The sequence below is a fragment of the Corynebacterium mustelae genome (genome assembly GCF_001020985.1).
GTDB classification, from domain to species: Bacteria; Actinomycetota; Actinomycetes; order Mycobacteriales; family Mycobacteriaceae; genus Corynebacterium; species Corynebacterium mustelae.
Window position 1 is genome coordinate 2,397,095 of record NZ_CP011542.1, and the last position, 25,607, is coordinate 2,422,701.

General features: G+C 52.2%; 22 protein-coding genes. 6 read left to right on the plus strand and 16 right to left on the minus strand.

Going from position 1 to position 25,607, the window contains the following annotated elements; genetic code table 11:
• Nucleotides 1-106 precede the first annotated feature (106 nt).
• From CMUST_RS10615 to mraZ, 9 genes are all read right to left on the minus strand, one after another.
• The gene (locus tag CMUST_RS10615; RefSeq protein WP_047262502.1) at nt 107-1,714 is read right to left on the minus strand and encodes an FtsW/RodA/SpoVE family cell cycle protein; all 1,608 of its coding nucleotides are present in this window, start codon (nt 1,712-1,714) and stop codon (nt 107-109) included.
• A gap of 31 nt (nt 1,715-1,745) precedes the next feature.
• Nucleotides 1,746-3,230: a UDP-N-acetylmuramoyl-L-alanine--D-glutamate ligase gene (gene murD / locus CMUST_RS10620; RefSeq protein WP_047262503.1), complete on the minus strand. Its 1,485-nt coding sequence runs from the start codon at nt 3,228-3,230 to the stop codon at nt 1,746-1,748.
• Between the two features lie 3 nt (nt 3,231-3,233).
• Nucleotides 3,234-4,334 carry a phospho-N-acetylmuramoyl-pentapeptide-transferase gene (mraY, locus tag CMUST_RS10625; RefSeq protein ID WP_047262504.1) on the minus strand — a complete coding sequence of 367 codons (1,101 nt, stop codon included), beginning with the start codon at nt 4,332-4,334 and terminating at the stop codon, nt 3,234-3,236.
• 3 nt (nt 4,335-4,337) lie between these two features.
• A complete protein-coding gene (locus CMUST_RS10630; RefSeq protein WP_047262505.1) occupies nt 4,338-5,891 on the minus strand; it encodes a UDP-N-acetylmuramoyl-tripeptide--D-alanyl-D-alanine ligase in 1,554 nt (517 codons plus the stop codon).
• A complete protein-coding gene (locus CMUST_RS10635; protein WP_052844679.1) occupies nt 5,884-7,467 on the minus strand; it encodes a UDP-N-acetylmuramoyl-L-alanyl-D-glutamate--2,6-diaminopimelate ligase in 1,584 nt (527 codons plus the stop codon). The genes CMUST_RS10630 and CMUST_RS10635 overlap by 8 nt, the downstream gene beginning before the upstream one ends.
• A gap of 258 nt (nt 7,468-7,725) precedes the next feature.
• The gene (locus CMUST_RS10640) at nt 7,726-9,594 is read right to left on the minus strand and encodes a peptidoglycan D,D-transpeptidase FtsI family protein (RefSeq protein ID WP_047262506.1); all 1,869 of its coding nucleotides are present in this window, start codon (nt 9,592-9,594) and stop codon (nt 7,726-7,728) included.
• A gap of 151 nt (nt 9,595-9,745) precedes the next feature.
• Nucleotides 9,746-10,555 (minus strand): hypothetical protein, encoded by an 810-nt coding sequence (locus CMUST_RS10645; protein ID WP_144414193.1) that lies wholly within the window; start codon nt 10,553-10,555, stop codon nt 9,746-9,748.
• Nucleotides 10,552-11,622, minus strand: a complete 1,071-nt coding sequence (gene rsmH, locus CMUST_RS10650) for a 16S rRNA (cytosine(1402)-N(4))-methyltransferase RsmH (protein ID WP_047262507.1) — start codon at nt 11,620-11,622, stop codon at nt 10,552-10,554. Before rsmH ends, CMUST_RS10645 begins: the two co-directional genes overlap by 4 nt.
• Before the next feature lie 169 nt (nt 11,623-11,791).
• On the minus strand, nt 11,792-12,223 hold the full coding sequence (gene mraZ / locus CMUST_RS10655) for a division/cell wall cluster transcriptional repressor MraZ (protein ID WP_047262508.1): 432 nt from the start codon (nt 12,221-12,223) through the stop codon (nt 11,792-11,794).
• A 1,049-nt stretch (nt 12,224-13,272) separates the two neighbouring features.
• Between mraZ and CMUST_RS17065 the strand changes: the two genes are divergently transcribed.
• The 3 genes from CMUST_RS17065 (at nt 13,273) to CMUST_RS10670 (ending at nt 16,018) form a co-directional block, all read left to right on the plus strand.
• Nucleotides 13,273-13,566 (plus strand): hypothetical protein, encoded by a 294-nt coding sequence (locus CMUST_RS17065; RefSeq protein WP_047262509.1) that lies wholly within the window; start codon nt 13,273-13,275, stop codon nt 13,564-13,566.
• Nucleotides 13,567-13,687: 121 nt separating this feature from the next.
• The gene (locus tag CMUST_RS10665) at nt 13,688-14,329 is read left to right on the plus strand and encodes a DUF3558 family protein (protein ID WP_236690103.1); all 642 of its coding nucleotides are present in this window, start codon (nt 13,688-13,690) and stop codon (nt 14,327-14,329) included.
• Nucleotides 14,330-14,332: 3 nt separating this feature from the next.
• Nucleotides 14,333-16,018, plus strand: a complete 1,686-nt coding sequence (locus tag CMUST_RS10670; protein WP_047262511.1) for a hypothetical protein — start codon at nt 14,333-14,335, stop codon at nt 16,016-16,018.
• An 84-nt stretch (nt 16,019-16,102) separates the two neighbouring features.
• Here CMUST_RS10670 and CMUST_RS10675 read toward each other — a convergent pair whose 3' ends face one another.
• From CMUST_RS10675 to CMUST_RS10705, 6 genes are all read right to left on the minus strand, one after another.
• On the minus strand, nt 16,103-17,020 hold the full coding sequence (locus tag CMUST_RS10675; protein WP_047262512.1) for an ABC transporter substrate-binding protein: 918 nt from the start codon (nt 17,018-17,020) through the stop codon (nt 16,103-16,105).
• A gap of 38 nt (nt 17,021-17,058) precedes the next feature.
• Complete coding sequence (locus CMUST_RS10680) at nt 17,059-17,670, minus strand: ABC transporter permease (RefSeq protein ID WP_047262513.1); 612 nt, start codon at nt 17,668-17,670, stop codon at nt 17,059-17,061.
• Nucleotides 17,663-18,301 carry an ABC transporter permease gene (locus tag CMUST_RS10685; protein ID WP_047262514.1) on the minus strand — a complete coding sequence of 213 codons (639 nt, stop codon included), beginning with the start codon at nt 18,299-18,301 and terminating at the stop codon, nt 17,663-17,665. The genes CMUST_RS10680 and CMUST_RS10685 overlap by 8 nt, the downstream gene beginning before the upstream one ends.
• Nucleotides 18,301-19,107 carry an ABC transporter ATP-binding protein gene (locus tag CMUST_RS10690; RefSeq protein WP_047262515.1) on the minus strand — a complete coding sequence of 269 codons (807 nt, stop codon included), beginning with the start codon at nt 19,105-19,107 and terminating at the stop codon, nt 18,301-18,303. Before CMUST_RS10690 ends, CMUST_RS10685 begins: the two co-directional genes overlap by 1 nt.
• A gap of 390 nt (nt 19,108-19,497) precedes the next feature.
• Nucleotides 19,498-19,884 (minus strand): DUF3040 domain-containing protein, encoded by a 387-nt coding sequence (locus tag CMUST_RS10700; protein WP_047262517.1) that lies wholly within the window; start codon nt 19,882-19,884, stop codon nt 19,498-19,500.
• A 273-nt stretch (nt 19,885-20,157) separates the two neighbouring features.
• Complete coding sequence (locus CMUST_RS10705) at nt 20,158-20,583, minus strand: SAV_6107 family HEPN domain-containing protein (RefSeq protein ID WP_047262518.1); 426 nt, start codon at nt 20,581-20,583, stop codon at nt 20,158-20,160.
• Between the two features lie 222 nt (nt 20,584-20,805).
• Here CMUST_RS10705 and CMUST_RS10710 point away from each other — a divergent pair, with 222 nt between their 5' ends.
• Nucleotides 20,806-21,354 (plus strand): GNAT family N-acetyltransferase, encoded by a 549-nt coding sequence (locus CMUST_RS10710; protein WP_047262519.1) that lies wholly within the window; start codon nt 20,806-20,808, stop codon nt 21,352-21,354.
• 163 nt (nt 21,355-21,517) lie between these two features.
• On the opposite strand, the gene CMUST_RS10715 is transcribed toward CMUST_RS10710, so the two are convergent.
• Nucleotides 21,518-22,495: a methylenetetrahydrofolate reductase gene (locus tag CMUST_RS10715; RefSeq protein WP_047262520.1), complete on the minus strand. Its 978-nt coding sequence runs from the start codon at nt 22,493-22,495 to the stop codon at nt 21,518-21,520.
• Between the two features lie 245 nt (nt 22,496-22,740).
• Between CMUST_RS10715 and CMUST_RS10720 the strand changes: the two genes are divergently transcribed.
• Both CMUST_RS10720 and CMUST_RS10725 read left to right on the plus strand, forming a co-directional pair.
• Nucleotides 22,741-23,943 carry a polyprenyl synthetase family protein gene (locus CMUST_RS10720; protein WP_047263574.1) on the plus strand — a complete coding sequence of 401 codons (1,203 nt, stop codon included), beginning with the start codon at nt 22,741-22,743 and terminating at the stop codon, nt 23,941-23,943.
• A gap of 59 nt (nt 23,944-24,002) precedes the next feature.
• Nucleotides 24,003-25,508, plus strand: a complete 1,506-nt coding sequence (locus CMUST_RS10725) for an alpha-(1->6)-mannopyranosyltransferase A (RefSeq protein WP_083987535.1) — start codon at nt 24,003-24,005, stop codon at nt 25,506-25,508.
• Nucleotides 25,509-25,607 lie beyond the last annotated feature (99 nt).

Here is a 25,607-nt window from a genome sequence, read left to right on the forward strand (position 1 = left end):
ATCTAGCTCACCGTAAAACTTCACGCACGAGCACCAAAACGAACGATACTCCACCAACACCCACCAAAGCTATTAGCGCATTGCATCACGCTCACCCACGCGGTGGCTACCGCTGTCGATATGGCCGGGAGTTTCGGTAGCTTCCGTCGCGGATTCCATCCCGGTACGGCTGCGACTCCGGCATTGTACGAGATCTGCTACGATAGGTCGCTCCGCGTTCCGAAATAGGTTGCCGCAGCGTCTGACCCCCGCGTCGCGATCTGGTGCGTTGGGTATCCATGCGCTGTGCTGCATTACGTACGGGGACTTCTCGGATCCGTTGGTCACGTACACCTGGACGCTTCAAGCGGCGAGGTTCCGGTTCCATATAGCCCATTCCTTCGCCGTTGCGGGGGTAGCTGTTCTTACCGCGACGCTGTGGGGTGTCTAGCCCCTTGAGGGTTGGCTCTGGCAGCCGAAGCAAGTTTTCGAAGGTTGGCTTTCCGTAATTTGCCATCGCGGAAATTGTCTCTGGTTCGTGTCGTGCGCAATTGGCTAGAAGCCCCATAGCCGCCAAGGTGATCACCGCCGAGGTGCCACCAGCGGAAATTAGTGGCAGCTGAATACCAGTGACTGGGAGCAACCCGATAACGTATCCGATATTGACGAATGCCTGTGCCACGACACCTGCGGTCAAGGTAGCTGCTAAGAGAGAAAGAAACTGATTAGAGGTTTTCATCGCGATTCTAAAACCGATAAAACCTAGCCAACCAAATAACGCGATAAAAAGTATGCCTCCGACGAGCCCTAGCTCTTCACCGATAATGGCGAAAATAAAGTCGTTTTTGGCTTCGGGAAGATAGAACCACTTGGCGCGCGACTGCCCAACCCCAACCCCGGTCAGCCCACCGTCGGCAAGCGAAAGGAAGCCCTGATAGGACTGGAATGCGGCATCTTTCGATTCCTCAAAATGCCCAAACAGCGCATCGAAATATACTTCGAAGCGTTTACCACGGAACCCGCCCGATAGTGCCAGAACGACGACACCCAACAATGCAGTACCGCCGAAAGCCATGAGAAGCTTTCCGTTGATGCCTGCGAAAAATAAGATCGCAAAAACCACGGACAAAAACGTCAATGCCATACCGATGTCTTGCTCAAGAATGATGAGCACACACATGAAGGTCGCAACACCAATAAAATTAAAGTACCGAGTGCCAGGCGCGAAACCGGTAAATTTATGTCCAGCCAGGTAATGTGCGCCCCAAACGGCGATGGCAACTTTGGCAATTTCGGAGGGTTGCAGGCTAAAAAATCCAAGGTTAAGCCACGATTGTGAACCTTTTGATTCCAAACCAGTACCAATGCCTGGAATCAACACCGCGATAAGGAGAATAAAGGCCACAGTTAATAGAACCCCGGAGAATCGTCTAACCCACTTGATGGGCATACGCAGTGCCAACCACATGGTGACAAAGCCCAAAACAACCATGATGCTTTGCCGTAGAGTGGTGGCCCACACTCGCTGTCCGTCAGCAACGGAGGTAGACATCGACGCGCTCATCACCATGGCAACGCCGAAGAATGCTAGGAGTAACACGACCAACATAATGTTGAAGTAATCGAAGTACGGTCGCCGGAAAATGTCTTCACGGCGACGCCGGAGCGCTTCCCACAATGTGGGGTTTGCTGATCCGGAGCCGCGCTGGCCTGCGGTTTGTGCCGGTGCGGTCATGATTACCTCTACTTTATAAACATCGTGGCAATTACTGGGGTTCTCCTTCGTGCCCATCAGTAACATGAGCACCAAGATGCTCACTAATATACTGGGTAAACAAGTTTCCGCGGTGCGCCATACCGGAATACATGTCTAAAGATGCTGCGGCGGGGGCTAAAACAATCGCGTCACCCGATTCAGCTTGCGTTACCGCCCACGCACACACCGCCGACATTGCCTCCTCCGGGTCCGTTGCATCAGTGACGAACACTTCCACGCCAGGTGCTAGCTTTTCGACGGCTGCAGCGATCACCTCGCGATCAGCCCCAAGCACCGCCACCGCCTTCAGACGCTTCGCATGTGTGGCAATCAACTCAGAAACATCTGCGTCTTTGAGCTGACCACCAGCAATCCACACGATGGATTCATATCCAGACAACGCGGAATCTGCAGCATGCGGATTCGTAGCTTTGGAATTATCAACCGCCACTATTCCGTCTTTCTCCGCAACAACTTGGCCCCGATGTCCTGCCACTTCAAATGTTGCCAAGGCGGCAGATACCTGAGCCGCACTGACACCTACCGCACGTGCCGCGCCAGCTGCCGCAAGAGCATCGTAAATTCCGGCAGTTCCGGGCGGTTGGATTCCGTCCGCTTCAGCCAGAACGACTTCCGATTCACCGGTTAGCTCATCGCCGTCAACGACCATGCCGGTTGCGTCGACAAGCTTTCCCTCCCGGATACCTAATTGCCCCGGCATCGGTTCCGCCAAGCTAAAACCAACAATGTTCTCTGTTGTTTCCAATCCAGCTACTTGCTCCATTACCAGCGGATCATCCGCACCAACAACAGCAATTGGTGCTTTGAGAACCTTGGCTTTAGCCGCTGCATATTCAGCCATCGACCCGTGCCAGTCGATATGATCTTCGGCCAAGTTCAGCAGGATTCCCACTTCTGGCACTAAATCCTTAGACCAATGCAGTTGGAAACTCGACATTTCCACTACCAAGACATCCGCTCGATCAGCACTAGTGAGCGCATCGGCAACGGAAACACCAATGTTTCCCACCGCTACGGCAGCTGCACCTGCTTCAACAAGCATGGCGGCAAGCATAGCGGTTGCTGTGGTCTTACCATTCGTACCGGTAACCACCAACCAACTGCGGCTTGGCCCAAAAACTTTAGCTTGATCAAGTAGATAACAAACCTCAACGTCGCCTACGACTTCAAGGCCAGCTTCGGCAGCTGCGACCAGTAACTTAGCCGTTGGCGGCCACCCTGGTGACGTAACAACGCAGCTATAGGTGCCCAATCGTTCCTGTGCCTGTGCAACAGAAATCCCGACAGCCCCAGTGGCCTCGGCCGCCTCGGCGACAGCAGTTTCGTTTTCGTCAGTAATCTCCACACTCACGCCGAGATCAGTAAGCAGTTGGGCTATTCCCCGCCCCGAGATTCCAGCACCGGTTACTAGCACCGGACCAGCAAGAATAAGTGGCAACTCTGCTGTGGCAGTCTCAGTAGTTTCGGTAGCCATGTGTTAAATACCTCCCAGCGACAGCCACTCACCGTAGAAAATAGCTGCGCCAAATAGTGCGGCAACGGAAGCAATCAGCCAGAACCGAATCACCACTGTGGTTTCAGCCCAGCCGCCGTTTTCGAAATGGTGATGGAACGGCGCCATCCGGAAAATACGAATTTTACGGGTCCGATAGCCGACCACCTGGATCACAACCGAGGCTGCTTCGATAACGAACAATGCCCCGACAACAATCATCAGCAATTCGGTGCGGGACGCGACCGAAATACCAGCTACCAATCCGCCGAGGGCAAGTGACCCCGTATCACCCATAAAAATCTTGGCAGGGGCAGCGTTCCACCAAAGGAAACCCAAACAAGCCCCTAGGCCAGCTGCTGCCAAAACCGCCAGGTCCAATGGGTCACGAACGTCGTAACAACCGGGGGCTGCGGTATCGGCACAAGAATTACGGAATTGCCAGAACGTAATCGCGGCATATGCACCCATAACGATTGCGGTTGCACCAGAGGCCAAACCATCAAGGCCGTCGGTTAAGTTGACCGCGTTACTCCAGGCGGAAATTAAGATGTACATGAATGCCAGGAACACGATGATTCCAAGAATGCCGCCGCCGAATGCGATGTCTACGGTATCCAGATCCCGCAAAAAACTAAGATGCGTTGACCCTGGCGTTAAGCCGTCTTCGTTGGGAAACAGCAGGATTAAAATACCAAAAGCCAATGATGCGGCTAATTGACCCGCCAGCTTAGCCCGCTTGTTTAGCCCCAGATTCCGGCCAAGGTACAGCTTGATAAAATCATCCGCAAAGCCTAAACCGCCCAACACCAATGTGAGGCCTAAAACCAGAAGGCCCGAGGCGGTAAAACCACCAACATCGGTGATTTCTCCGTAAGTCGCGGTGGTCACGTAGGCCACGGTGATACCAGCCAGAATCGCAATTCCACCCATCGTCGGAGTACCGCGTTTACGCAGGTGCGATTTCGGCCCTTCTTCCCGAATCTCTTGTCCTATTCCCACCGCGCTGAACTTTCGGATCAACCACGGAGTAATAAAAATGGACACCAGTAGACCAATGGCCCCGGCGAGAATCATCTGGGTCATTGCTTAGTTCTCCTGCTTTCCGTTATTCGCCAAAACTGCTTCAGCGACCTTCCACAGTTGGTAAACATTTGATGCCTTTGCCAACACCACGTCAGAAGGCTGCACTTCGTCCAAGACAATCTGCGTGGCTTCATCGCAATGTGCCGCTGCGGTGACTTTCACTCCTAAGTGAGAGGCCGCAGAAACCATTGCTTCGCTGTTACCATCGTTGCCAACAATTACCAGTTGGTCAATTCCACTTGTTGCCACGACATCAATGAGCTGGCGGTGTTCCTCGATCGCTTCTTCACCTAACTCCGCCATCGGACCCAAAACCGCGATGGCGCGGGCACCATCACCTTGGTGTTGCTTGGTTTTAGCTAAAACTGCTAACCCAGCTCGCATTGATTCTGGATTGGCATTGTAGGCATCGTCGATCACCACCACCCCATCCCCCCGTTGGCGGACATCCATTCGGTGGGCAGAAACTGGAACATGTCCTTTGACAGCAGCCACGATGTCAGCACAATCAATTCCGGCAGCCAGTCCCACCGCTACTGCCGCAAGCACGTTGGACACTTGATGCAACCCAGAAAGCTGAAGTCCAATCTGCTCTGACGAAACATTCCCCTCATCATCGCGTATGTATAGCCGAAACGATGGCCGAGTCAATGCGTCCACTTCGATATCTTCGGCCCATACACGGGGTGGTTGCTGACCATAGTAACGACCACCTGCCGCTACTGGTTCCGAATCCTGAGAACGATAGTTAGTCGAGTACAGCCAAACGTCTGCCTGGGTTCGGCTCGACATTGCAGCGACAAGTGCATCGTCACCATTCAAAATCGCGATACCGGATTCAGGTAGCGCTTCAACCAACTCGCCTTTGGCGTAAGCGATGTTTTCCCGAGAGCCAAATTCGCCAAGATGAGCGGAACCGACATTTAAAACGACGCCGATTACCGGTGGTGCAATCTCTGCCAGTTGTCTTACATGCCCGATACCCCGGGCAGACATCTCTGCCACAAGGAACTTGGTTTCAGGTGTACACCGCAATGCGGTATAGGGGTGACCAATCTCGTTATTAAATGACCCAGGTGGCGCGACGGTAGGCCCCGAGCTGCGCAGCACTGTGGCGATAATGTCCTTCGTCGATGTCTTACCTGCCGAGCCAGTAACACCTATAACCTTCAGTCCTGCCTGCCGTTTGGCGAGATCATCAACAACAAACCGCGCAAGCTTCGCTAATCCCGCTAACACGGCGGCGACTGAACCATCCGCATCGTGTTCCGTAGCGTAAGAAACCGTGTCACTCGCCATTTTTTCCGCAGGCGGAACGATAACTGCGGGCACTCCCACAGCCCGAGCAGCTAGCACCCCGACTGCCCCGTTGATCATTGCTGTTTCAGCGAAGTCGTGGCCATCCACTCGGGCGCCAGGGATAGCAAGGAAAAGATCGCCCGGGTTAACTGCACGTGAGTCGAATTCCACGCCGCCGGTAACTTCTTCCGCCCCGGAGGCATCGGCAAGCGTCCCACCCACGATATCCGCAATCGTAGCTAGCGTGAGATTAATCATTGTGTTTCACTTCCTTGCCAAACCGGGTGTTGATTGCGGCTTGAAGTTCTTCCCGGTCATCAAAGTGGTGTTGCACCCCCGCGATGAGTTGTCCAATTTCATGCCCTTTGCCCGCCACCACAACTACGTCTCCTGGTTGCGCCCACGCAACCGCTGTTTCGATTGCTTTTCGACGGTCCCCTAGCTCGATCACCTCTACCTGGGGATTGGTCTGTGTTACTTCCGCATCCGCCGTACCGGCTAGAACCGCAGCACGAATGGCTGCCGGATCCTCCGAACGAGGATTATCGTCCGTAATAATGACGAGATCCGCCCGTTTCGCCGCTTCTTTGCCCATGATCGGCCGTTTTCCGGCATCTCGATCGCCACCAGCGCCAACCACGATCGCAACCCGGCCGGATGTCTGCGCGCGGACAGTATCTAATACCGCTGCAATAGCCGCAGGTTTGTGAGCGTAATCAACAATCGCCAAGAATTCTTGTCCACAGTCAATTCGCTGCATTCGCCCTGGAACGCCAACGTCCGCGATACCCGCGATCACGGCCGCACGATCCGGTACACCGGCAGCATCCGCCAAAGCTACCGCTAGCGCCGCGTTAGCAACATTAAATTTTCCAGGTAGCGGCACAACAAGCTCAGCTACGCCATGGGAGTTGGCCAGCGAACAAGTTTGAATCCCATTAGCTGCCACCTCAACGTTTTCGGTGCGGTAATCAGCGTTGTCATAACACGAGGAATCTGGGGTGGTTGCAACAGTCCACACTGCGCTGTCTTCACGCTCGGCGCAGGCGACATCAAACATCTTCCTGCCCCACTCATCATCAACACAAATGACTGCTCGATCCGCCCGAATCGGCGAACCTGCGGCGAAAAACATCGCCTTAGCATCAAAGTATTCCGACATGGACGAGTGGAAATCGAGATGATCCTGCGACAAATTGGTAAAACCGGCCACATCAAAGTCCACGCCTTGAACCCGCCCTAACAAAAGAGCATGGGAGGAAACCTCCATCACCACATGGCTTACACCTTCCGCACGCATACGCTCAAATAACGCCTGCAACGTTGGTGCCTCCGGGGTGGTCAAGGAGGTAGGAACCGGTTGACCTGCGATCCGGGTACCAGTGGTGCCAATCAGCCCTACTTTCAAACCTGCACGCATCAATCCGGCTTCCAACAGGTAACTGGTAGTGGTTTTGCCAGATGTACCAGTAATACCGATGACTGTCATGTCTGCGGATGGGTTTCCATACACCTGCGCTGATAGCATCCCGAGGACTTTTCGCACATCAGGTACTTCCAACACCGGTCGGGTTTCGCCTTCTTCCAACAGAATTAGCCAGCCCGCGTGGTCGGTAAGCACCGCTGCGGAATGAGTGCGAGCCGCGAACTGCGCCCCATGCACTTTCGTTCCAGGCAGCGCAGCAAACAATCCACCATGTTCTGTATCCGACGAATCTAGACTGACAGAGGTTATCGCCTGCGCCAATAGATCAGTGGGGGCATCGGCTACGCTTTCTGGCACATGCACAGTGGCGTCGATAAGCGTAGCGAGATCAGAAATCGTTGGTGTCATTGTCTACCTCGCGCTCCTTTCACTTGTGGTTTTAAGTATGGTCGGCATCCTTAGATCACGTTAATTCCAGCCGACAAAAGTGTCCTTGTATGAAATTAGTACATAGTACCGACACGACAGGTGCCGATCGGCAATCAGATTTTTACGTATGCATCCCACACTGTGGTTTTTGTGTATAAATGCCCATAAACGGTAACCAAGCCCACAACTTTACCCCGTCTGTGGGATAAGCCCGTCTTCAACTGTTTTCGTGCCACATTACTGAGCCTGTAAAACCAATTGCCCTTCTGCTGGCGGCGAAAGTGGGACGTTATCGCGATCAAGAAGCCAGGAAGCAATATCGTGGAACAGCGGCGCTGCGGACTGGCCGCCTTCACCATGTACACCCCGAGTTGGGTTATCAAGCATCAAAGCCACCACAAATCGCGGATTGTCGGCGGGCGCGATGCCTGCGAAAGTAATCCAGTATTTCGAATTGGAATAAGCACCTGTATTGGGGTCAACCTGCTGGGCGGTACCAGTCTTGCCCGCAATCTGATAGCCCTCGACTGCTGCACCCGCACCGGTGCCTTGTTGAATGCCAGCCGGATCTGATTGCACAACCGAACGGAACATATCCACTACCGTGCGTGCGGTTGATTCAGACACCACCCGAGTCTTTTTCGGTGCGGGTTGTTCGATCACTTTGCCCGTGTTATCGCGGATTTCTGCCACGATTCGCGGCTCTATTCGTTCGCCACCATTCGCCAGAGTCTGATACACACCTGCCATTTGCAAAAGCGTCAAACTCATGCCTTGTCCAATAGGAAGGTTGGCAAACGTACCGCCTGACCATTGTTCCAATTGTGGCCGCAGACCAGCCGATTCACTCGGTAATTCAATTCCGGTCGTTTGCCCAATACCAAAACCAGTCAAAAGCGAATCGAACCGTTGCTCGCCTAACCGTTGCGCCAACATGAGTGTTCCCACGTTCGATGATTTACCAAAGATGCCCGTGGTGGTGTACGGAGTTGGCCCATGATCCCATGCATCTTTCACATTCACACCCGCCATATCAATGGAGCCGGGAACCGTCAGCACTTCATCAGGGGTGGAAAGCCTATCCTCGATCACACCTGCCGCCGTGATGATCTTGGCAACTGAGCCAGGTTCAAACGGCTCAGAAACCGTGGAATTGCCAAATTTCTTGCCTCGATCAAGTTGTTTTTGAATATCCCCCATTGGGTTAATAGCGTCAGTGTTAGCCATCGCTAGCACCTCGGCGGTTTCAACATCAAGGACAACTGCCGAAGCGCCCTTCGCCCCGGAATTAGTCTTGGCTTGCTCAAGCTGCTGTTGGACATATGTTTGCAAATCCAAATCGAGGGTCAACGTCACATCAGAACCGTTCATGGCGGCGACTTGATCACGAGTAGTACCAGGAATAATCTGCCCATCTGTGGAAACATCCACCACAGTCTGCCCATTGATACCAGACAACAACGAATCATTAGAGGCTTCAAAGCCAAACTGTCCTTGGCCGTCTTGGCTAATCTTTCCAATAACATTGGATGCAACTGACCCATTGGGGTACTGACGGATGTCTTGAATATCCGCCGCAATTCCGTGGTGTTGTTCCGAAATCGACACAGCTACGTCTGGATCAACGTTGCGAACCAATACTTCGTAGGTTGTGTCCGCATCTAGTTTCTTGCGGATTTCTTCCGACTTGATCTCGCTTGTCGACGCCCCAGTCTCAGCGATGATCCGCGGAATTTCCTCGGAATATGAGTCCAAATAGTCAAGCACTTTTTGGTCAATGCGCTTTTCGCGCTCCTCTTTGCTTAACCCGTAGTAATTGTCAACGGATTTAGCTAAATCATTGTTTGCCACATAGCGCAGCTCCTTGCGCAAATTCTTCGGCGACACCGTTAACGAACGCGCCTGCATGGTATAAGCAAGTTGCTGACCAGACCTATCTTGAATTTCTCCCCGCCGTGCCGGGTCTGTGTACACCCGATACCGCTGATCAGCTGCCTTTTGGCTCAGTTCTGGCCCCCAGACCAACTGCACCCACGCCATGCGACCTGCCAGTAATACGCACACGCCTATGGCAATGACTTGAACCCACCGTAACCTACTCAGCATTGTTGTTCGCTGTGTCTCAGGACGGGAAGGCTTGCTGCTAGGGCGCTCTTGGGGCTGGCCCGTTTGACGAGTACGGGGCGAGTTAGTTGCTCGCCCCGTACGGCCAGATCTCGGCTGGTTCACTACTTACACCTTAGTCGGTTCACTCTATCTAATTCCCGGACGGAATACTTGCAAGATATGGTGCAACATTTGGCAAGGATGGTTGCACCGGCTGAACCTCATTGAGGTTTCCGGAAACCTCTTGCGTCGCCACTGGATCACTTGAGGCAACCCGTGGCCGAACTTGCTGACCATTGACATCAACTATAGGGCGAGTTACGTCACCTGGCGGGCGTTGCTCCACCATGTCGCCGGTTTCATTTCGGATTAGTATTCCCGGCTGGTCGGGAACAACCATCCCCATCTCCTGCGCCTGTCGCGCAATTTCCGCAGTAGCAGACACGTTTTGCAGATCGCGATTCAGCGTTTCCAGCTGATTGTGCAACGTCGCTTCCTGATGCCGCAATTGCTGAATCTGGAAAGTTTGCTCCGTTGAAAGACCTGACAGCACCATCGCCATAACAACGCCGAATACCAGAATCAATGACGTTGAGGCTGCAAACCGAACTTTCTTCGGATCCGCCTTCGGCCGCACCAAGCGCTTACCCCGCTCAGTAAATACCTGTTGCGAACCAGCGGACCGCTGAAACTTACGCTTCGGTACCGCTGTTGTCCGTGGCCGATGCGGCACCCGGGTAGGCGCACCCGAAAAATTATGCTGCTCCACCAGCGACGTGGGCTCTGTGAGGACCATCGTGGTTCCGCTAGAACTGCTGAGATCGCGCGACGTGTACGCAGACGGGCGATAGCTTTTCGACGACCTACCGCGCGCATAAGAAGACGCATCACGATTGTGGGCACGATGAGTGTTCCTACTGTCCCTGCGACGAGGCTCTCTGATTTGATATTGGGTGCTCATTCTTTCGTCTCCTTTCTGTCATATACGCAACTTCCGTCCGGGTTCAACGCTTCGATTGCACGAACTCGAACCGGTGCCGCCCGCGGATTTTCCGCGATTTCTGCCTCTGTAGCTTTTTCTGCACCACGGGTAACCAACCGGAATTTGGCCGCATATTCCGGAAGATCCACAGGCAAGCCCGGTGGTGTTTTTGACTGACAAAGCTCGCTGAAAAATTTCTTCACCAGCTTGTCTTCCAAGGATTGATAGGACATGAATACCGCCCGACCACCCGGGATCAACCGCTTGGTGATCAGCGGAAGAACATTTTCGATGGCCTCTAGCTCCTTATTCACTTCCACTCGCAACGCCTGGAACGTTCGTTTAGCAGGATGCCCACCCGTACGCCGGGTCGCGGCTGGAATCGTTTCGTACAACAGCTCAACCAACCGCGCTGACGTCGAAAAGCTACGTTTTTCTCGTTCCTTCACGATCGCCTTGGCGATTTTTCCCGCGAACCGTTCGTCACCGTAGTTTTTTAAAATCCGGGCTAAATCCCCATGCGAATAGGTATTAAGAATGTCCGCAGCAGTTATGCCTTCGGTATCGTTCATCCGCATGTCAAGCGGCGCATCGACGCGATATGCGAAACCACGGGCTACTTGATCGAGCTGCATCGACGACACGCCCAAATCAAACAAGGCATCCGCGATACCCTGCTCCAAAGCGGCCTTGCACGCCACATTCCCGGACTCGGCAGCCTCTTCCATCGGTTGAATAAATTGATCGAACCGAGTGTGAAGCCCCACGAAACGATCCCCGAATCGTTCCAGACGACGCCGCGCCGCCTCCAATGCGTGAACGTCCCGATCCAGGCCGATCACGTAGGCATCAGGAAAAGTCTCCAAAAAGAATTCAGAGTGCCCACCAGCACCCAAAGTCCCATCAATGATCACCGCACCCGGACCCGCATGAGCGATCGCTGGCGCCAGCAATTCGGTCACACGATTACGCAGCACTGGTACATGCCCATGGTTGGCTGTCAGCTCATCCTGCAACTTACTTGTTGATTGTTGGGGATCGACCATTACAGCCCCCTCTCTCGCACCGTGTCCGTTTATTGTCTGTTCCTACATGTAGCGGTGTGCATAGAGCCCCACTCGAGTAAAAAATTCTGATATCGGGGAAGTACACCAGACTTATTCACTTCGAGTGGAGTTCTTACGCACACTCCCAATGCGTTGCAGCAATCGCCTACTACAACAGGCCACCCAGCACATCAGCATTTGCTTCGGCAAACGCTGCCTCTGTCTCCGCCTGGTAGCGGTTCCAGGATTCGGCGTCCCAGATTTCCAGGAAGTCCATCGAACCAATGACGACACATTCCTTTGTCAACCCCGCATATGCACGATGCGCCGCCGACAGGGTAATTCGCCCTTGACCGTCCGGTCGTTGCTCGTCAGCACTAGCCGCCAAGTTTCGGATAAACGCCCGGGCTTCGGGATTTGTGCGTGAAACCTCAGCGGCCTTACGCGCCCGTTGGATGAATTCCTCTTTGGGGTAAACCGCCAACGAGTGATCCTGCCCTTTCGTCACCATCAACCCTCCTGCTAATTCCTCTCGAAATTTCGCCGGAAGAGTTAATCGGCCCTTATCGTCAAGCTTCGGTGTGTAGGTACCAAGAAACATCTCGGAACACCTACCTCTCCGAAAACCTCCGCGATATAACGAACAACTTCCTGCAGTTCCAAGAAAACCGAGTCACATTAGTCCCAACTTTCCCGTCACTGTCCCCCACAATACCCCACAATCCCCCACTTTTTACACTCCGGATCGATTTTCTTCGCCACTTTCCAGAAAATATGCACCTTAAGCTGCGTATTTATTGGTGGGGAAAAATGACACGCCACCCCCAAGCGCCGGAAAAAATGGTTAAAAAATGGCAACAATAATCACAATTGCAAAAATAGCCACTACAGCCATTCCCTTAACTTTCAACACCAAACGACAACAATCACAACTCCTTACCTGGGAATTTAATCAAACCAACCCCGCCTAACTGGCAAAATAGCAGCCAAGATCAGCAAACAAGCTACCGGCCCCATCCCCCACCCAGTGGGGCAAAGTGGGGGTCGTGGGGCAAAGTGGGGAAACCCAACCCGACCAACACAGCGCATTTGATACCTCATGTTGGTGTAATTTTCCTCACACCAAAACCCCCGCACTTCACCAATCTACGTAGAAGCCGACGCTCACTCAGACGCCTACCCATTTTTCGCGATGCTGTGTCGTAGGTCTTCAGCAACCCGGACTAATCGAATCCAGCCAGACACACCAGTTCATACAAAACATAAAAACCGCGAAACCCCACGAACGCCACAGGCATTTCCGTCATCCCATGACCACATCGGGGCTTCCGGTGAGTTCACTCCAGAAACTTGCAGCCACTCGCCTTTAGAAATAATTAAAACGCCTGATAAACGGTAAAAATACGAGCTAGATAAATACATTCACATTAACTCCACGCGCAGCTGGTACTTTCCTGTTTTAAGACTCGGCCGGTGAAATCTCCGTCTTGTAGAAGTGTGTGTGGGTGCTTGTCGACGCTGCCAGCGTGGCGTGTGGGTTGGGGTTGTTGCGCCAGTTTTTGGAAGTCGGGGATTGCAAGGTTGCGGTTGGTTCGTTCCTGGGGTTTTAGGGAGTATTGGGTGGAATCTCCGACTTGATAGGGGTGGTGGGTGCGAAAGTCGGAGATTTCCGAAATCCGAACAGCTTTGGTCGGTATTGACCCTAGGTTTTGCGTAAATCTCCGACTTGAAGAAGTGCGTGGCTGCTTGTCGACGTCGCCGGCGTGGCGTGTGGGTTGGGGTTATTGTGCCAGCTTTTGGAAGTCGGGGATTGTGTTTAACGCCTGGTTCTTTCCAGCGGTTTTGGTGCTGGGTGGGTGGAATCTCCGACTTGATGGGGTGGCGGTGGGTTACCCGTTTGGGGGTGTGTGTATTTTTTATGGAACCGATTGGGGTGGTGAGTGAGTCTAACTCTATAGAGCACGTTGTCTATATGGTTTTACACTGGTTGTCAGTGGCGTTGAAAGGCGGTTTTAGAAAAATGGTCAAGAAAATGTCAATGCATGCCAGGACTATGCCTAATCAGATGACAGCTCGTTCAGCACACCGCGTCTTAATAGCAACTGTGGTGTGCTGTGTCTTTCTGCTTTCTGGCTGCGGGCTATCTACACCTTTGGCTCAGTACTTGGCTGTTAAAAACCAGCCGCAATCCCACCAACTACCAGCGTCATCGCAGGTGGCTGAACCGAAAACGCTTGGTGAGGTGTTGGAGGTAGGTACCGGAACGTTTGACCCAAGCGACCCTAATTTCATGGTTTTTGATCCCTGCGGGGAAGTAACCAAAGAACAATATGAAGAGTTCGGTTTTGTTGTGTCAGATGTTTCTCGGATAGCCCGCAAAGATTTTGCCGTGTGTACCCTCAGACCGAACGATTATTCCGACGGCAACGTTGGATTCAATATTGCGACTGATGTTGTTACTTATGAACATGTAGCCTCATTAGGTCTTATTGTGGATCAGTCGTTGGTATCTCTGCCAGATCACTGGTATCAGCATAAACTCTCTGATATTGATGATGAACTCAGCTGTACGATAGCTGTCCCCACGAATAGAGGACGATTCACTATTACATCGCTCGGATCGCGATTGACTTTTGGTCTAACACCTGAGAAGTCCTGTCAGAAAGCAGTAGACATGTTGCAGAAAATCTTTGCTCTGAAAGGATAATCAATGTCCATGCTAATTAATTCGCCATCATTTGTGGCGGCGTTTAAAAGTATCCAAGATGCACAAGTTGATACTCATAGCCTGTTGGGAACCACATTGAAGCAAACGCTGAGTGGTGGGTTTTCATCATTGTCTGGGTTACACGAATTAGGGCTTAATCATGCGCAGGTGATCCAGGGTGGGGCAGGTAGTGCCCGGGATGTGCTGGCGAGTTTCCGGGATTTGGTGGAGTGGTTGGGGATGAACCTGCGGTTAAATCATGTGGCGTTTACTGGCCATGATCTTGCGTTATCGCGTGGGTTGGATACCGCTGACAGTGGTGGAACGTTTGAACACGATATTGCGGAGTTTGCGTCGAAACCGGCGGCGTCGTTTGCGGATTTCCCATTCCTCCCACCTACTCCGGTTCCGTCGGTGTCGTTGGAAACATTAGTCGCACAACTGGGTGCGACACAGTCGGGTCAGGCTGCTCAGGCTGCGGCGGATTGGCAGTCGATGGCGACGTATGCAACAAGTATCGCGACACAGTTAGAAGGTATTGCGTCCCAGTTATCAGCGCAGAATCAGGGGGTTGCGGTGTTGCGGGCAACTGCTGGGATGAAGGCTACTGCGGCGAAAGCATCGTATTTCGCCGCGAACGCCACAGAGATGGCGAGGTCGGTGGGGATTTTGTCGACGATTGCGCCGCATTTCCACACTCAAGCATCCCAAGCATTGTCTGCGTTGCAGACTATTGCGAATCCTGCGGAGAAAGAAGCAGCCGAAAAAGCGTATCTGACGGCGTTTCATGGGATATATAGTGGTGCGTTATCCCAAGCAGTACCAGTAATTAGAAACCTCATGATTGATAACAGCCCCGGCCTAGGTGGCGGTAGTGCCACGATCGGGTCGGATTCCACTGGTGCACCACCTGCACCCACCACGAATGCGCTTAGTCCGGCGGGGATGGGAACGCAGGCCGCATCAACTGCAACACTGCCTGTTACTGGTGGTGGGGTGGGTACACCAACAGCACCGGTATCGGGTATGCCACCGATCACGGGGCTACCCACAGGTGCAGGACCGGGTGGTTCCGGTGTTGGTGGTGCGCCGGTGTTTAGTGGACTTACCCCCGGCATGGGTGGGAATAATCGTTCCGGGTTAAGCGGTGGTGGGAGTATTCCCGCGTCTGGTGGACTCCGACCCGGACACTCCGCTACCAGTGGTGGTCGTAGTACCACTGGTACCAGTATGGGTGCCGGTATGAACGGACTCGGTGGTTACGGTATGGCCGGTGGGACAGGTTCGGCTGGCATGCGAGGCGGAACCGGTGGTGCTGGTGGCCGCGCATTCGGCAGTGGTGGTCGTGGCTTTGGCACCGGCATGGGTCCTGGTGGTGGGGTTGGTGTGTCACCGAAAACCCCGAACGCAACCGGTAGCGGCAGTGGTGGTGTGGGAAACGGCACCAGTGCTGGTGCGAAGTCAGCCGCTGGTGCTGGTGGTGCAAACAGTGGCGGGCGTGCGGGTACCCCGATGATAGGTGCACCGATCGGTGGGCAGAACAACAACAATAATGAGAATCAGCGGAAACGTAAAAAGCCGATACGGGGTATTACCACGAGCGTGGAACGAGACGTGAACCTCAAAGCGTTGTTAGGCGAACAACCCAAAGTAATCCCAGGTGTTATCGGAAACTGGGTACGCGAATAGTTATCCTTAAATGGGTTTCAGGGGACGTCGAAAAGTATTAAACCCCGATTATTATCGGGGTTCGCCGTGCATGATTGGATTGAGCTAGACGCTTGCTAAGAAATCTTCAGCGATCTTTTTCGGGCTTGCCTTTTCCGCGCCAGCTGAACGTTCATTCATCTCAATGAGGCGTTCTGTAGTGAGTTTTTGGTTTACCTCATTGATGACGTCCCGTATTTCAGGGGCAACAGCAGAATCCCGTAGCAGTGGTAAAACTTGCTGCGGCAAAATCATGTTCTTAGGGTCTTCAAGTGTCACAAGATCGGCACCAAATAATGGGCTTGTTGTGTAAATATCGGCGATGTCGGCGGCACCAGATTCCAAAGCCTCAATTGTCAGCGGCCCACCGCTGTCGGAAATAGCCAAGAAGTCTTTCACAGGCACGTTATAAACATCTTTTAAACCAGCAGCACCATACGGACGGTCTTTCAGCTCAGGGTTGCCTGCAACAGTGACAGATTCCAGAGTAGAAAGATCGGCGAGTGATGTGAGATTGTGCTTTTCCGCAAATTCCCGGGTTACCCGGTACGAATCTTTAGATTCAGCAGGCGCGGGCTCCCCAGCAGCTATTTCTTCCGGTAAGACAGTTTTCAACTTTTCAATGATCTCCGCTGATGTCGCACCAACCGGTAATTCTTCAGACGTTTTGGATAAGTAAAACTGGGTGACGTTACCAGAATATTCTGGGACTATGTCAACGCTGCCTTCCGCAAGTGCCTTAAGATATACTTCGCGGGAACCGATACCAGATTTAATAGAGACATCGTATCCCTTAGCTTCCAGCGCTGATGCCCATATAGTGCCAATGATTTCCGATTCCGGGAAATTAGCTGTTCCAATAGTTATAGTTGAGCTATCATTTGCGCTGGTTGTATCACTCGATTGTTCAAATGGGTCAGCGGCGCAAGAAGTCACGAGACCAGCGGTGACGATGGCTGCGACCGTTCGAAGTATTTTTTTCATTGCTTTTGTCCTTTTCTTTCTGTTGGTGTTTTCTAAGACTATTTTCGGGAAGGAAATCGGTTATCAGCTTTATGCTGAGCCCAGGCAAGCACGACGTCGGCAAGTAACGCAAGCAGCGATACTGTAATCGCACCGATCAGAACCATCGTGTAATCACGCAGCGCAATGCCGTCGATAATATAGCGACCCAAACCGCCCATGCCGATGAAGGCTGCAACTGTGGCTGTTGATAAAACCTGCAGAACACAGGAACGGAAGCCACCAAGGATGCTCGGCAGCGCCAACGGCCAGGCCACTTGGCGGATAACTTGAGTAGAGGTCATTCCCATTGCGAAAGATGCATCATAGACTGCGGGGCTAACCGTGCGCACCCCGTTTATCGTTCCCGCTAGTACAGGTGGAATCGCCAGGATAATCAATACCACCACTGCCGCAAACAACGAATGCTTGATTCCCACATACAGCGTTGTGAGAGTGAGAAGACCCAATGTGGGTAGGGCGCGCAAACCACCGCTTAGGGCTAAGACGAACTGCGCCTTGGCGCTGCGGCCTAAAACCAACCCTAGACCGACACCAATTATGGTGGCGACAATGATCGCAACCCCTGAGATTTGTAGATGTTCGAGAATACGAGTGAATAAATTATCCATGTTTCCTCCGCCACGGAGCAACAACCCGGGTAAGCGCCAACAGTATGACGTCGAAAAGCACTGCCAAGACAACAGTGCCAATGACACCAGCGGCAACTTCGGTAGGAAATGCTCGGTTAAAACCGTTTGTAAATAATGTGCCCAATGACTCCACACCGATTAACGCACCAACAGATACCAAGCTGATCGTGCTGGCTGATACAACTCGCAACCCGGTAAGCATCTCAGGCAGTGCCAACGGTAATTGCACTGCCCACCACCTATGCCGATTTGAATATCCCATGGCTTGGGCAGCAGCCAGAACTGATCTGTCAACGGATTGCAACGCATCCGCTGTGTTTCTTACTTGAAGTGCCAGACCATACAGTGTCATGGCGATAATCACGTTCAACGGTGACAAAATTGAGGTACCAATTACCGTGGGCAAAACCACAAACAACGCCAACGACGGAATTGCATACAACAACCCTGATCCAATAATCAGCGACTGGTTCATCCGTTGAGAACGCTGTGCCCACGCCCCCAACGGTAGCGCCAAAATAAACGACAAAACCACTGGCGGCCAAACCAAATTGATATGCGCGAGTGTCAATCTGATTAACAGGTCCTGGTTTCCTACTATCCAATTCATTAATCCAAGACACCCCGCACGCGGCCATGTGCATCAACAATGACATCTTTATTGTTATGCGACGCCACATGTAATTTTCGATCGTCAAGACCGACAAATTGTGCGACGAAGTCATTGGCCGGAACAGTGATAAGCTCCTCAGGTGTCCCAGCTTGTTCAATCTTCGCACCGACGCTGAGTAAAACGACCTCGTCACCTAGCCGGAAGGCTTCGTCAATATCGTGGGTAACCAAGATGATCGTTTTCGCTAGATTCTGTTGTAACCGCAACATCATGGTTTGCAGTTCCCGCCGCACCACCGGATCAACCGCACCGAATGGTTCATCCATGAGCAAAATATCCGGTTCAGCAGCCAACGCACGAGCAACACCGACACGTTGGGCTTGTCCACCAGAAAGTTCAGCCGGGTATCTGTCAGCTAGTGCAGGATCAAGATCTAGCAGCTGCATGTAGTGGGCCACATCGGTAGTCTTGTTTTGCAGTTGAGCCACCATGGAAATATTGTGAGCTACCGTTCGGTGCGGCATAAGCCCACCCTGCTGCATAACGTAACCTATCGAGCGCCGCAGCTGAACCGGGTCGCCCTGAGCAATGTCCTCACCCCGGACAACAATGCGGCCCGTGGTGGGTTCCTCCATTCTGTTAATCAGCCGAAGTAGTGTCGATTTACCGCAACCAGACGACCCAACCAGACAGGTGGTTTTTCCTTCTTTAAACCGGTAGCTGAAATCTTGGACCGCAGATAAGGTGGCCTGTTTTTTATTATTTGCGGAGTACGTCTTTGTTACAGAATCAAAAAGAATCATAATTACCTAATGTAAGAAATTGTGGCCAAGCGGTGACCAATCACACGCCCTAAATGAGTGCGCCCATGATGAGTTCTTATTGCGCGGGGAGAAACTCACCAGAGCCATCGCCTGCTCAATAATTAGCGCGCTGTTGGACATTCACCTTTCGTATATCGCAGCATGCTCAAAACCAGCTTTCCGTATCCAGCCTAACCACTTTTTCATTTCCTCCGGTTGTCAGTGCGCTGGAAAAACTCGGCCAGCAGTTGAAAATCCTCCCATTACAACCAATAAATGGTGGCAATTATTCCCGCAAGTTTTCGCAGTTCAGGTCACCTGCAACACAAAAACCGGTTTGCTGCGATATGTATGCAAACCGGTAACGAAGAAATATTTAAATTGTGGATTTTAATTTTCGAAGCGACGCCGGAAATTGTCTTCCATCCGGTCGCCTAATCCGCCGCGACGCTCACCCCGGCTACTCCGAGAAGACTTGCTTAGGGAGGAGTCCCGAACGGCACCGCCGCCGCGCAGCATCCATACGCCGCCCGCGACCATAACCAAAAATCCCAGAACGCTTAGCCCCACTAGCCATAGCGAAACTTGGCTTAAGGCAACACCGGTTACTAGCAACACAAGGCCAATGACAATTACCGCTATTCCACGTAATGTAACTAGGCCCTGCTGCCCGCCAAATTCACCGCCGGCAACGGCGGCACTGAACTTGGGATCTTCGGCGAGCAAAGATTGCTCGATCTCCTTGAGCAATTGTTGCTCATGCTCGGAAAGTGCCACTATTCCTCCCATTGGCGAGTGATCCGACAACGATGATTTAATGCATTTGCCTTGTTATGCGCCGAGCAAGAACCAGCTACCTGCAAAACCAACTGTTAGTTATGAATATACAACTAAGTTACATTAATAAATAATGTCCATCTACCTGTTACAACGACAAGGGTAATAGTAAAGTTCCCCATGGTGTAAATAACAGGTAGAACCACCACAAAAGAACGGGAACGAAAGGTTGATGGCGAAAACTGTGATATGAGCTAAACGCCACAATTTTGCTTAAGCAGCTGCCGGGGTTCCGCCATTATCAAACTCAACCGCATCGAGAAATTCGCCTGCCAACCTGATCAGACGATCCACAATGGCGGTATCCACATTTGTATCGATCCCACTTGATACCCGAGAACGCAACCGGGAATACTGGCCCAACGTGTCTGCCCACTGCGCTGAAATTGCATCCACTAATCGCAATTGATCCCAGGCATTGGTTGGCTTGCGGCTTCGTTTTGCAACCGCGCTTTGGGCTATCCGAGCTGCAGCTGTGCGAAGCGCAGCTTGGTAAGCGTACTCCAACGCAAGGTCAAGACGTCCTTGACCTCGGTAGCCGATCGCCTCGGACAACAAAAGATGCGCTTTATGGATAAATTCTGCGCTTTTTACTGGGCGATCACTAAAACGTGTTGTTGCAGAGACGACGGTGCTCATAATCTCCAACTCCTTTCTTATGAAAATAACTTTGAATGATTACCGTGATCTACTGTCATCATTCTCTGTTGTCTGTTGACACCATAGAAAACAACTCCGACATGACCTACCCCAATTATAGAACGTTCGTTCGACTTTGAAAAGGGTGTGGAATATAAAACTTCGATAATTTTGCACACGCCTTCACCCACAATGGAGAAAAAAGTGGTTCGATGAGAAGTTGTGTCCCTGATTATTCAACCCCTCAGCACCCTGGAGTTTTCCGCGTTAGCTCCAATACTCGTCGATATTTACATTGATGCGATGGGTTATGAGAAGAAAATTCGCTCTTCGCGGATCAAAGCATGGCGGCTTGCTGTAACGGAACGTAATTTTCAGGCCGTATGCGCTCACGACAACACTCATGTTTATGGAGTCGCGTACGGATACCACGGCAGTCGAATTCAATGGTGGGATCAAGAAATAAGGCGAGGATTACGAGAACGTGGGGGCGCTACCAGCCAAGAACTTACCATGCTGAATAACTATTTCTCCTTGATGGAGGTGCATGTTTCCCCTGTCATGCAAGGCAAAGGCATCGGACGGGAATTGTTAAAAGGTCTTCTTTCCAAAGCGAACGCGCCGTTTACGTTGCTTTCTACTCCTGAAGTCCCGCATGAGGCTAATAATGCCTTTGGCCTTTATCGATCCCTAGGATTTTTCGATGTTCTGCGTAATTTTTATTTCCGGGGAGACGACCGGGCATTTGCAATCCTCGCTAACAAAATATGATCTTGCCCTTTAGGTACTTTGACCCCACCCAGATCGTGAATAGCCTAAGCTCCTGCAATAGTCTCACGCAGGTTCAACCGTAGAGGCTTGCTAAGAATCTCACTCGGGCACCCCTACCCCACGGTGTCGCGCGACCACTGACCTCTGCATTGTCTTATGTGCTTTACCGCACTGCGTCATGCCCCAGTTCCGGACCCCAAGCTGGCGCCATTCCCAAATTGTGCAGCACTTCCTGAGTAGCCCTGGCGAAGTTCAACGTCATGAAATGGAGGTCAGGCGCACCTTCAGCGATGAGCCGTTCAGCCATAAGTGTTGATTCTTCAATTCCCACTTTTCGGATTTCTTCTTGGTTTTTACTCTCATCACCATCAGCTGCCTTGAGGAGCCTTTCTTCGAGTTTCGCTGGCAGCTTCGCCCCAGAAAGCTCCAGTTGCCGCCGCACAGAACGCAGCGAGGTGATCGGCATGATTCCTGGGATAATGGGTTTTAGCCCCTGCTCTGGGTCGCGCGCCAATCTATCCCGAAGGCGAAGATAATACTCAACATCAAAAAACATCTGAGTAATGGAAAACTCGGCTCCTGCTCGAAGTTTAGCCAGGGTAAACTCCGTGTCAGCTTCCAACGTTGGTGCCCGATGATGCCCTTCCGGAAAGGATGCGATGCCGATATGGAAGTGTGAGGTTTCGTCTAACCGCTTAGTAAGTTTAATAAGTTGCTCTGCGTATTCGTAACCGCCTGGAACTGGCTGCCACTCCCCCAGCGGATCAGCACCCGGCGGATCGCCACGTAACGCCAAAAGATTAGATAGCCCAGCATTAGCATAGTCACACAGAATCTCAATCAGCTCTGATTCCGTGTGCCCCACAAGAGTCAGGTGCACCAGTGTTGTCAGCGGATGCCGCGCCAGCTCGTGGGCAATTCGCATTGTCCGATCCCGGGAGGAACCACCCGCACCATAGGTCACCGAAACGAAAGCGGCACCTAGATCATGGAATACTTCCGCAGCTTTCCACAGCCGTTGCTCTGCTTCATCATTGCGAGGTGGCATAAATTCCACCGAGAATGGTATGCGTCCCGGCGCGGTAGCGGAGATAACGTCGACGATGGAACGTTGATAACGGGCAGGAATTGGTGCGGACATGGTTTTGTATATTATCGCCAAGACCGGTTTTATTAATCCTTTAGCGATACAAAATGCATATAACCCAGCTTTACTGGCATTTTTCACATTTCAGATTACCCAGATCGGTTTGATTCCGGTTTCTTGTGTACGGGCTCTTCGGTGCCGGTGGGCTACACTTAAGTAGTTATTGCAGGCTTTTTTCAAGGCTGTTTTTTACGGGTATGTTAGGTGTGGCTACTGTCATGGGAATTGAGACGGAACGTATGGATTATGCTGAACGAACCGAGCTTGGTGCGATGCCCGCCCCGGAGGAGATTCCCCACTTGGTGGCAGAAAGTTTAGAACGGTTTTTCCGAAACCAAGATTCAACCATTGCTGCCATTGGCGAACCAGTTTCCCGCACGGTGGGAATGTTGGAGCAATACGTTTTGGGTGGCGGGAAACGTATCCGGCCACTTTACGCTTGGGCGGGGTTTTTAGCAGGGTGCGGTCCAACTGCGGATGATATGTGCTTTTCGACGCCAGGAAATGCCCACTTCACTAAAACCAATGACACAGATAACCATGTCGGTAAAGACCAGCCACGGCTTCCCGAAAAGATAGATGCCGTCATTAATGCGATTAGTTCATTAGAGCTGATTCAGGCCTGCGCGTTGATCCACGATGACATCATTGATTCCTCTGATACCCGGCGCGGCAATCCAACAGTGCATCGGGTGGCGGAGCGCCGCCATATGGATCGTGGCTGGTTGGGTGATTCCGGCCATTTTGGGCATTCCGTTGGCATTCTTGTTGGCGATTTGGCAATGGTGTGGGCTGATGATTTATTTCATGGCTCTGGTTTGAGTTCTGCTGCGTTATCTAGGGCATTGCCAGCCTGGCGTGGGATGCGCACCGAGGTGATTGGTGGGCAATTGTTAGATATCACGGTTGAGGCTTCTGGAAGTGAAGATATTGACATGGCGCATACTGTCAATCGCTTTAAAACTGCAGCCTATACCATTGAGCGGCCGTTGCATATCGGCGCCTCAATCGCTGGGGCCTCCGACGCGGTTATCACGGCTCTTCGCGCGTATGGCACCGATATTGGGGTGGCATTTCAGTTACGGGATGACCAATTAGGGGTTTTTGGCGATCCGTCGGTAACTGGAAAACCTGCTGGCGATGATTTACGGGAGGGCAAACGTACGGTTTTGGTCGCTACAGCGTTAGCTCTGGCTGAGGCACAAGGAGATCACCCGACTGCCGCGTTGATCCGTTCTGGTTTGGGGCGAGTGACGTCGCCGGAAGCAATCGCTGAGTTAACCGAAGCGATTCGAGTAACGGGCGCAGCTGAGGACGTCGAAAAGCAAATTTCCATGCTCACCGATGCGGGGTTGGCGCATTTGGATTCGGTTGATCTGCCAGAGTCAGCACGAAAGTTGCTGCATGTCTTAGCTGACCGGGCGACGGCGCGACACACTTAGCTAGAATGTAGCGGTTGTGAGTCTTAATTGAGATATTTCTTTCCGGGTAAAGGGGAACTATGACTGAACGGGAATCATCCGCCCCAGCTGGAATCCGGGGTGGGCTTGGAACGCACTCGCAGCTGGTGCAACCTGCTGCCGTGTGGCGGCTGGGGCTGCTGGCCACCTTCATCATTTTCTTAGGCTCATTTGGTGGCGGTTCCGTTCAGAAACGCAATAGCATCCTTGCTGCACTGAATCTGGAATTTCTGAGTTTCGGGCATGGCGCTGCGCTTTCGAATGTCACATTGTGGCTTGGCACTATAGCGTATGTTGTGGTCTGGGTTTTGCTGGGTAAATTGGTGATCGCTCGTGCGGTCACGTCACGTTTTGTGCAGCGTACGCTGGCGGTGTGGTTGATTCCATTGGCATTTGCGGCACCCATCATGTCGCGTGATGTGTATTCCTACCTGATGCAGGGCACTTTACTAAGGGATGGGTTCGATGCCTACACCCAAGGCCCGGCTGCGAACCCCAATCAGATCTTGTTTGAGGTTTCGCATGACTGGCGCAATACTACTACCCCTTACGGCCCGTTGCACTTATGGATCAGTCAGGCCGTCACTTCCGTGACTGGCGATAATGTCACCGCTGGCGTGTACGCATTTAAGGCGATTTCCTTGCTGGGCTTCGCCGCAATCATGTGGTCGATTCCGAAGATTGCTGTTTCTTTAGGCACCAATCCAGCCATCGCACTGTGGTTGGGTGTGGCGAATCCCGTCATGGTCTTCCACTTAGTTGGCGGAATACACAATGAGTCGATCATGGTGGGGCTAGTAAGCGTAGGTTTGTATTTGATTGTTCGTGATCGCTCCTATCCAGCACTTTATTCCGGCTTTTTCGCAGGCGTTGCCTTCATCGCAGTGGGTATGGCGCTGAAGGCAACCGCTGCTTTTTGCTTGCCGTTTGTTGTCTGGATAGTCGTCATTGCTGCGCCTGATGGGCTTAAGCACAAACTAACCGCGTTTTTCATCGCAGCTTTAGGCGGCGCGATTGAAACGATTGCGGTTTTGGCGATAATCACGTATCTATCGGGTGCATCATGGGGATGGATTGCCGCACTGACTGGTAATTCTAAGGTGATTAATCCGCTTTCCTTCCCGTCACTGGTTTCCGGAATTATTGGTGAAGCTGGGCGGATTTCTAACGATCTTTTCAATTACAACTCTGTGGTGGCTACGGCGCGGTCGCTTTCCTTTGTCGTGATGGCTGTGGGTTTTGTCAGTTGTTGGTGGTGGTTACGTAACCGCCCGATTACTGGGGCTATGATCGCGTATCTGGTGGCGTTTACATTCAATGCGGTGACGCTGCCTTGGTATTACGCTTCCGTTCTGCCGCTGGCCGGGGTAATTTCTTCATCCCGGCTGATCAAGCAGCTGTTCGTTATTGGTTCTATTGTGGTTGCCCTTGCGTTTACGGGCTCTGGAAACCATCAGCTTTATAATCCTGTATGGGTTGCAGCATCATTGGTTGCAGGATGGGTAGCAGCATCATGGCTTTTTACCCCCACCCACATCAAGGATTAACCAGTCATTAGTCAGGTGTGAGGCAGGTTTTCACACGGCCTCGCATTGTGGACAAGTCCTTCCGCTACCTCCTTGTGGCCTAGTCTTCTAGGCAGAATG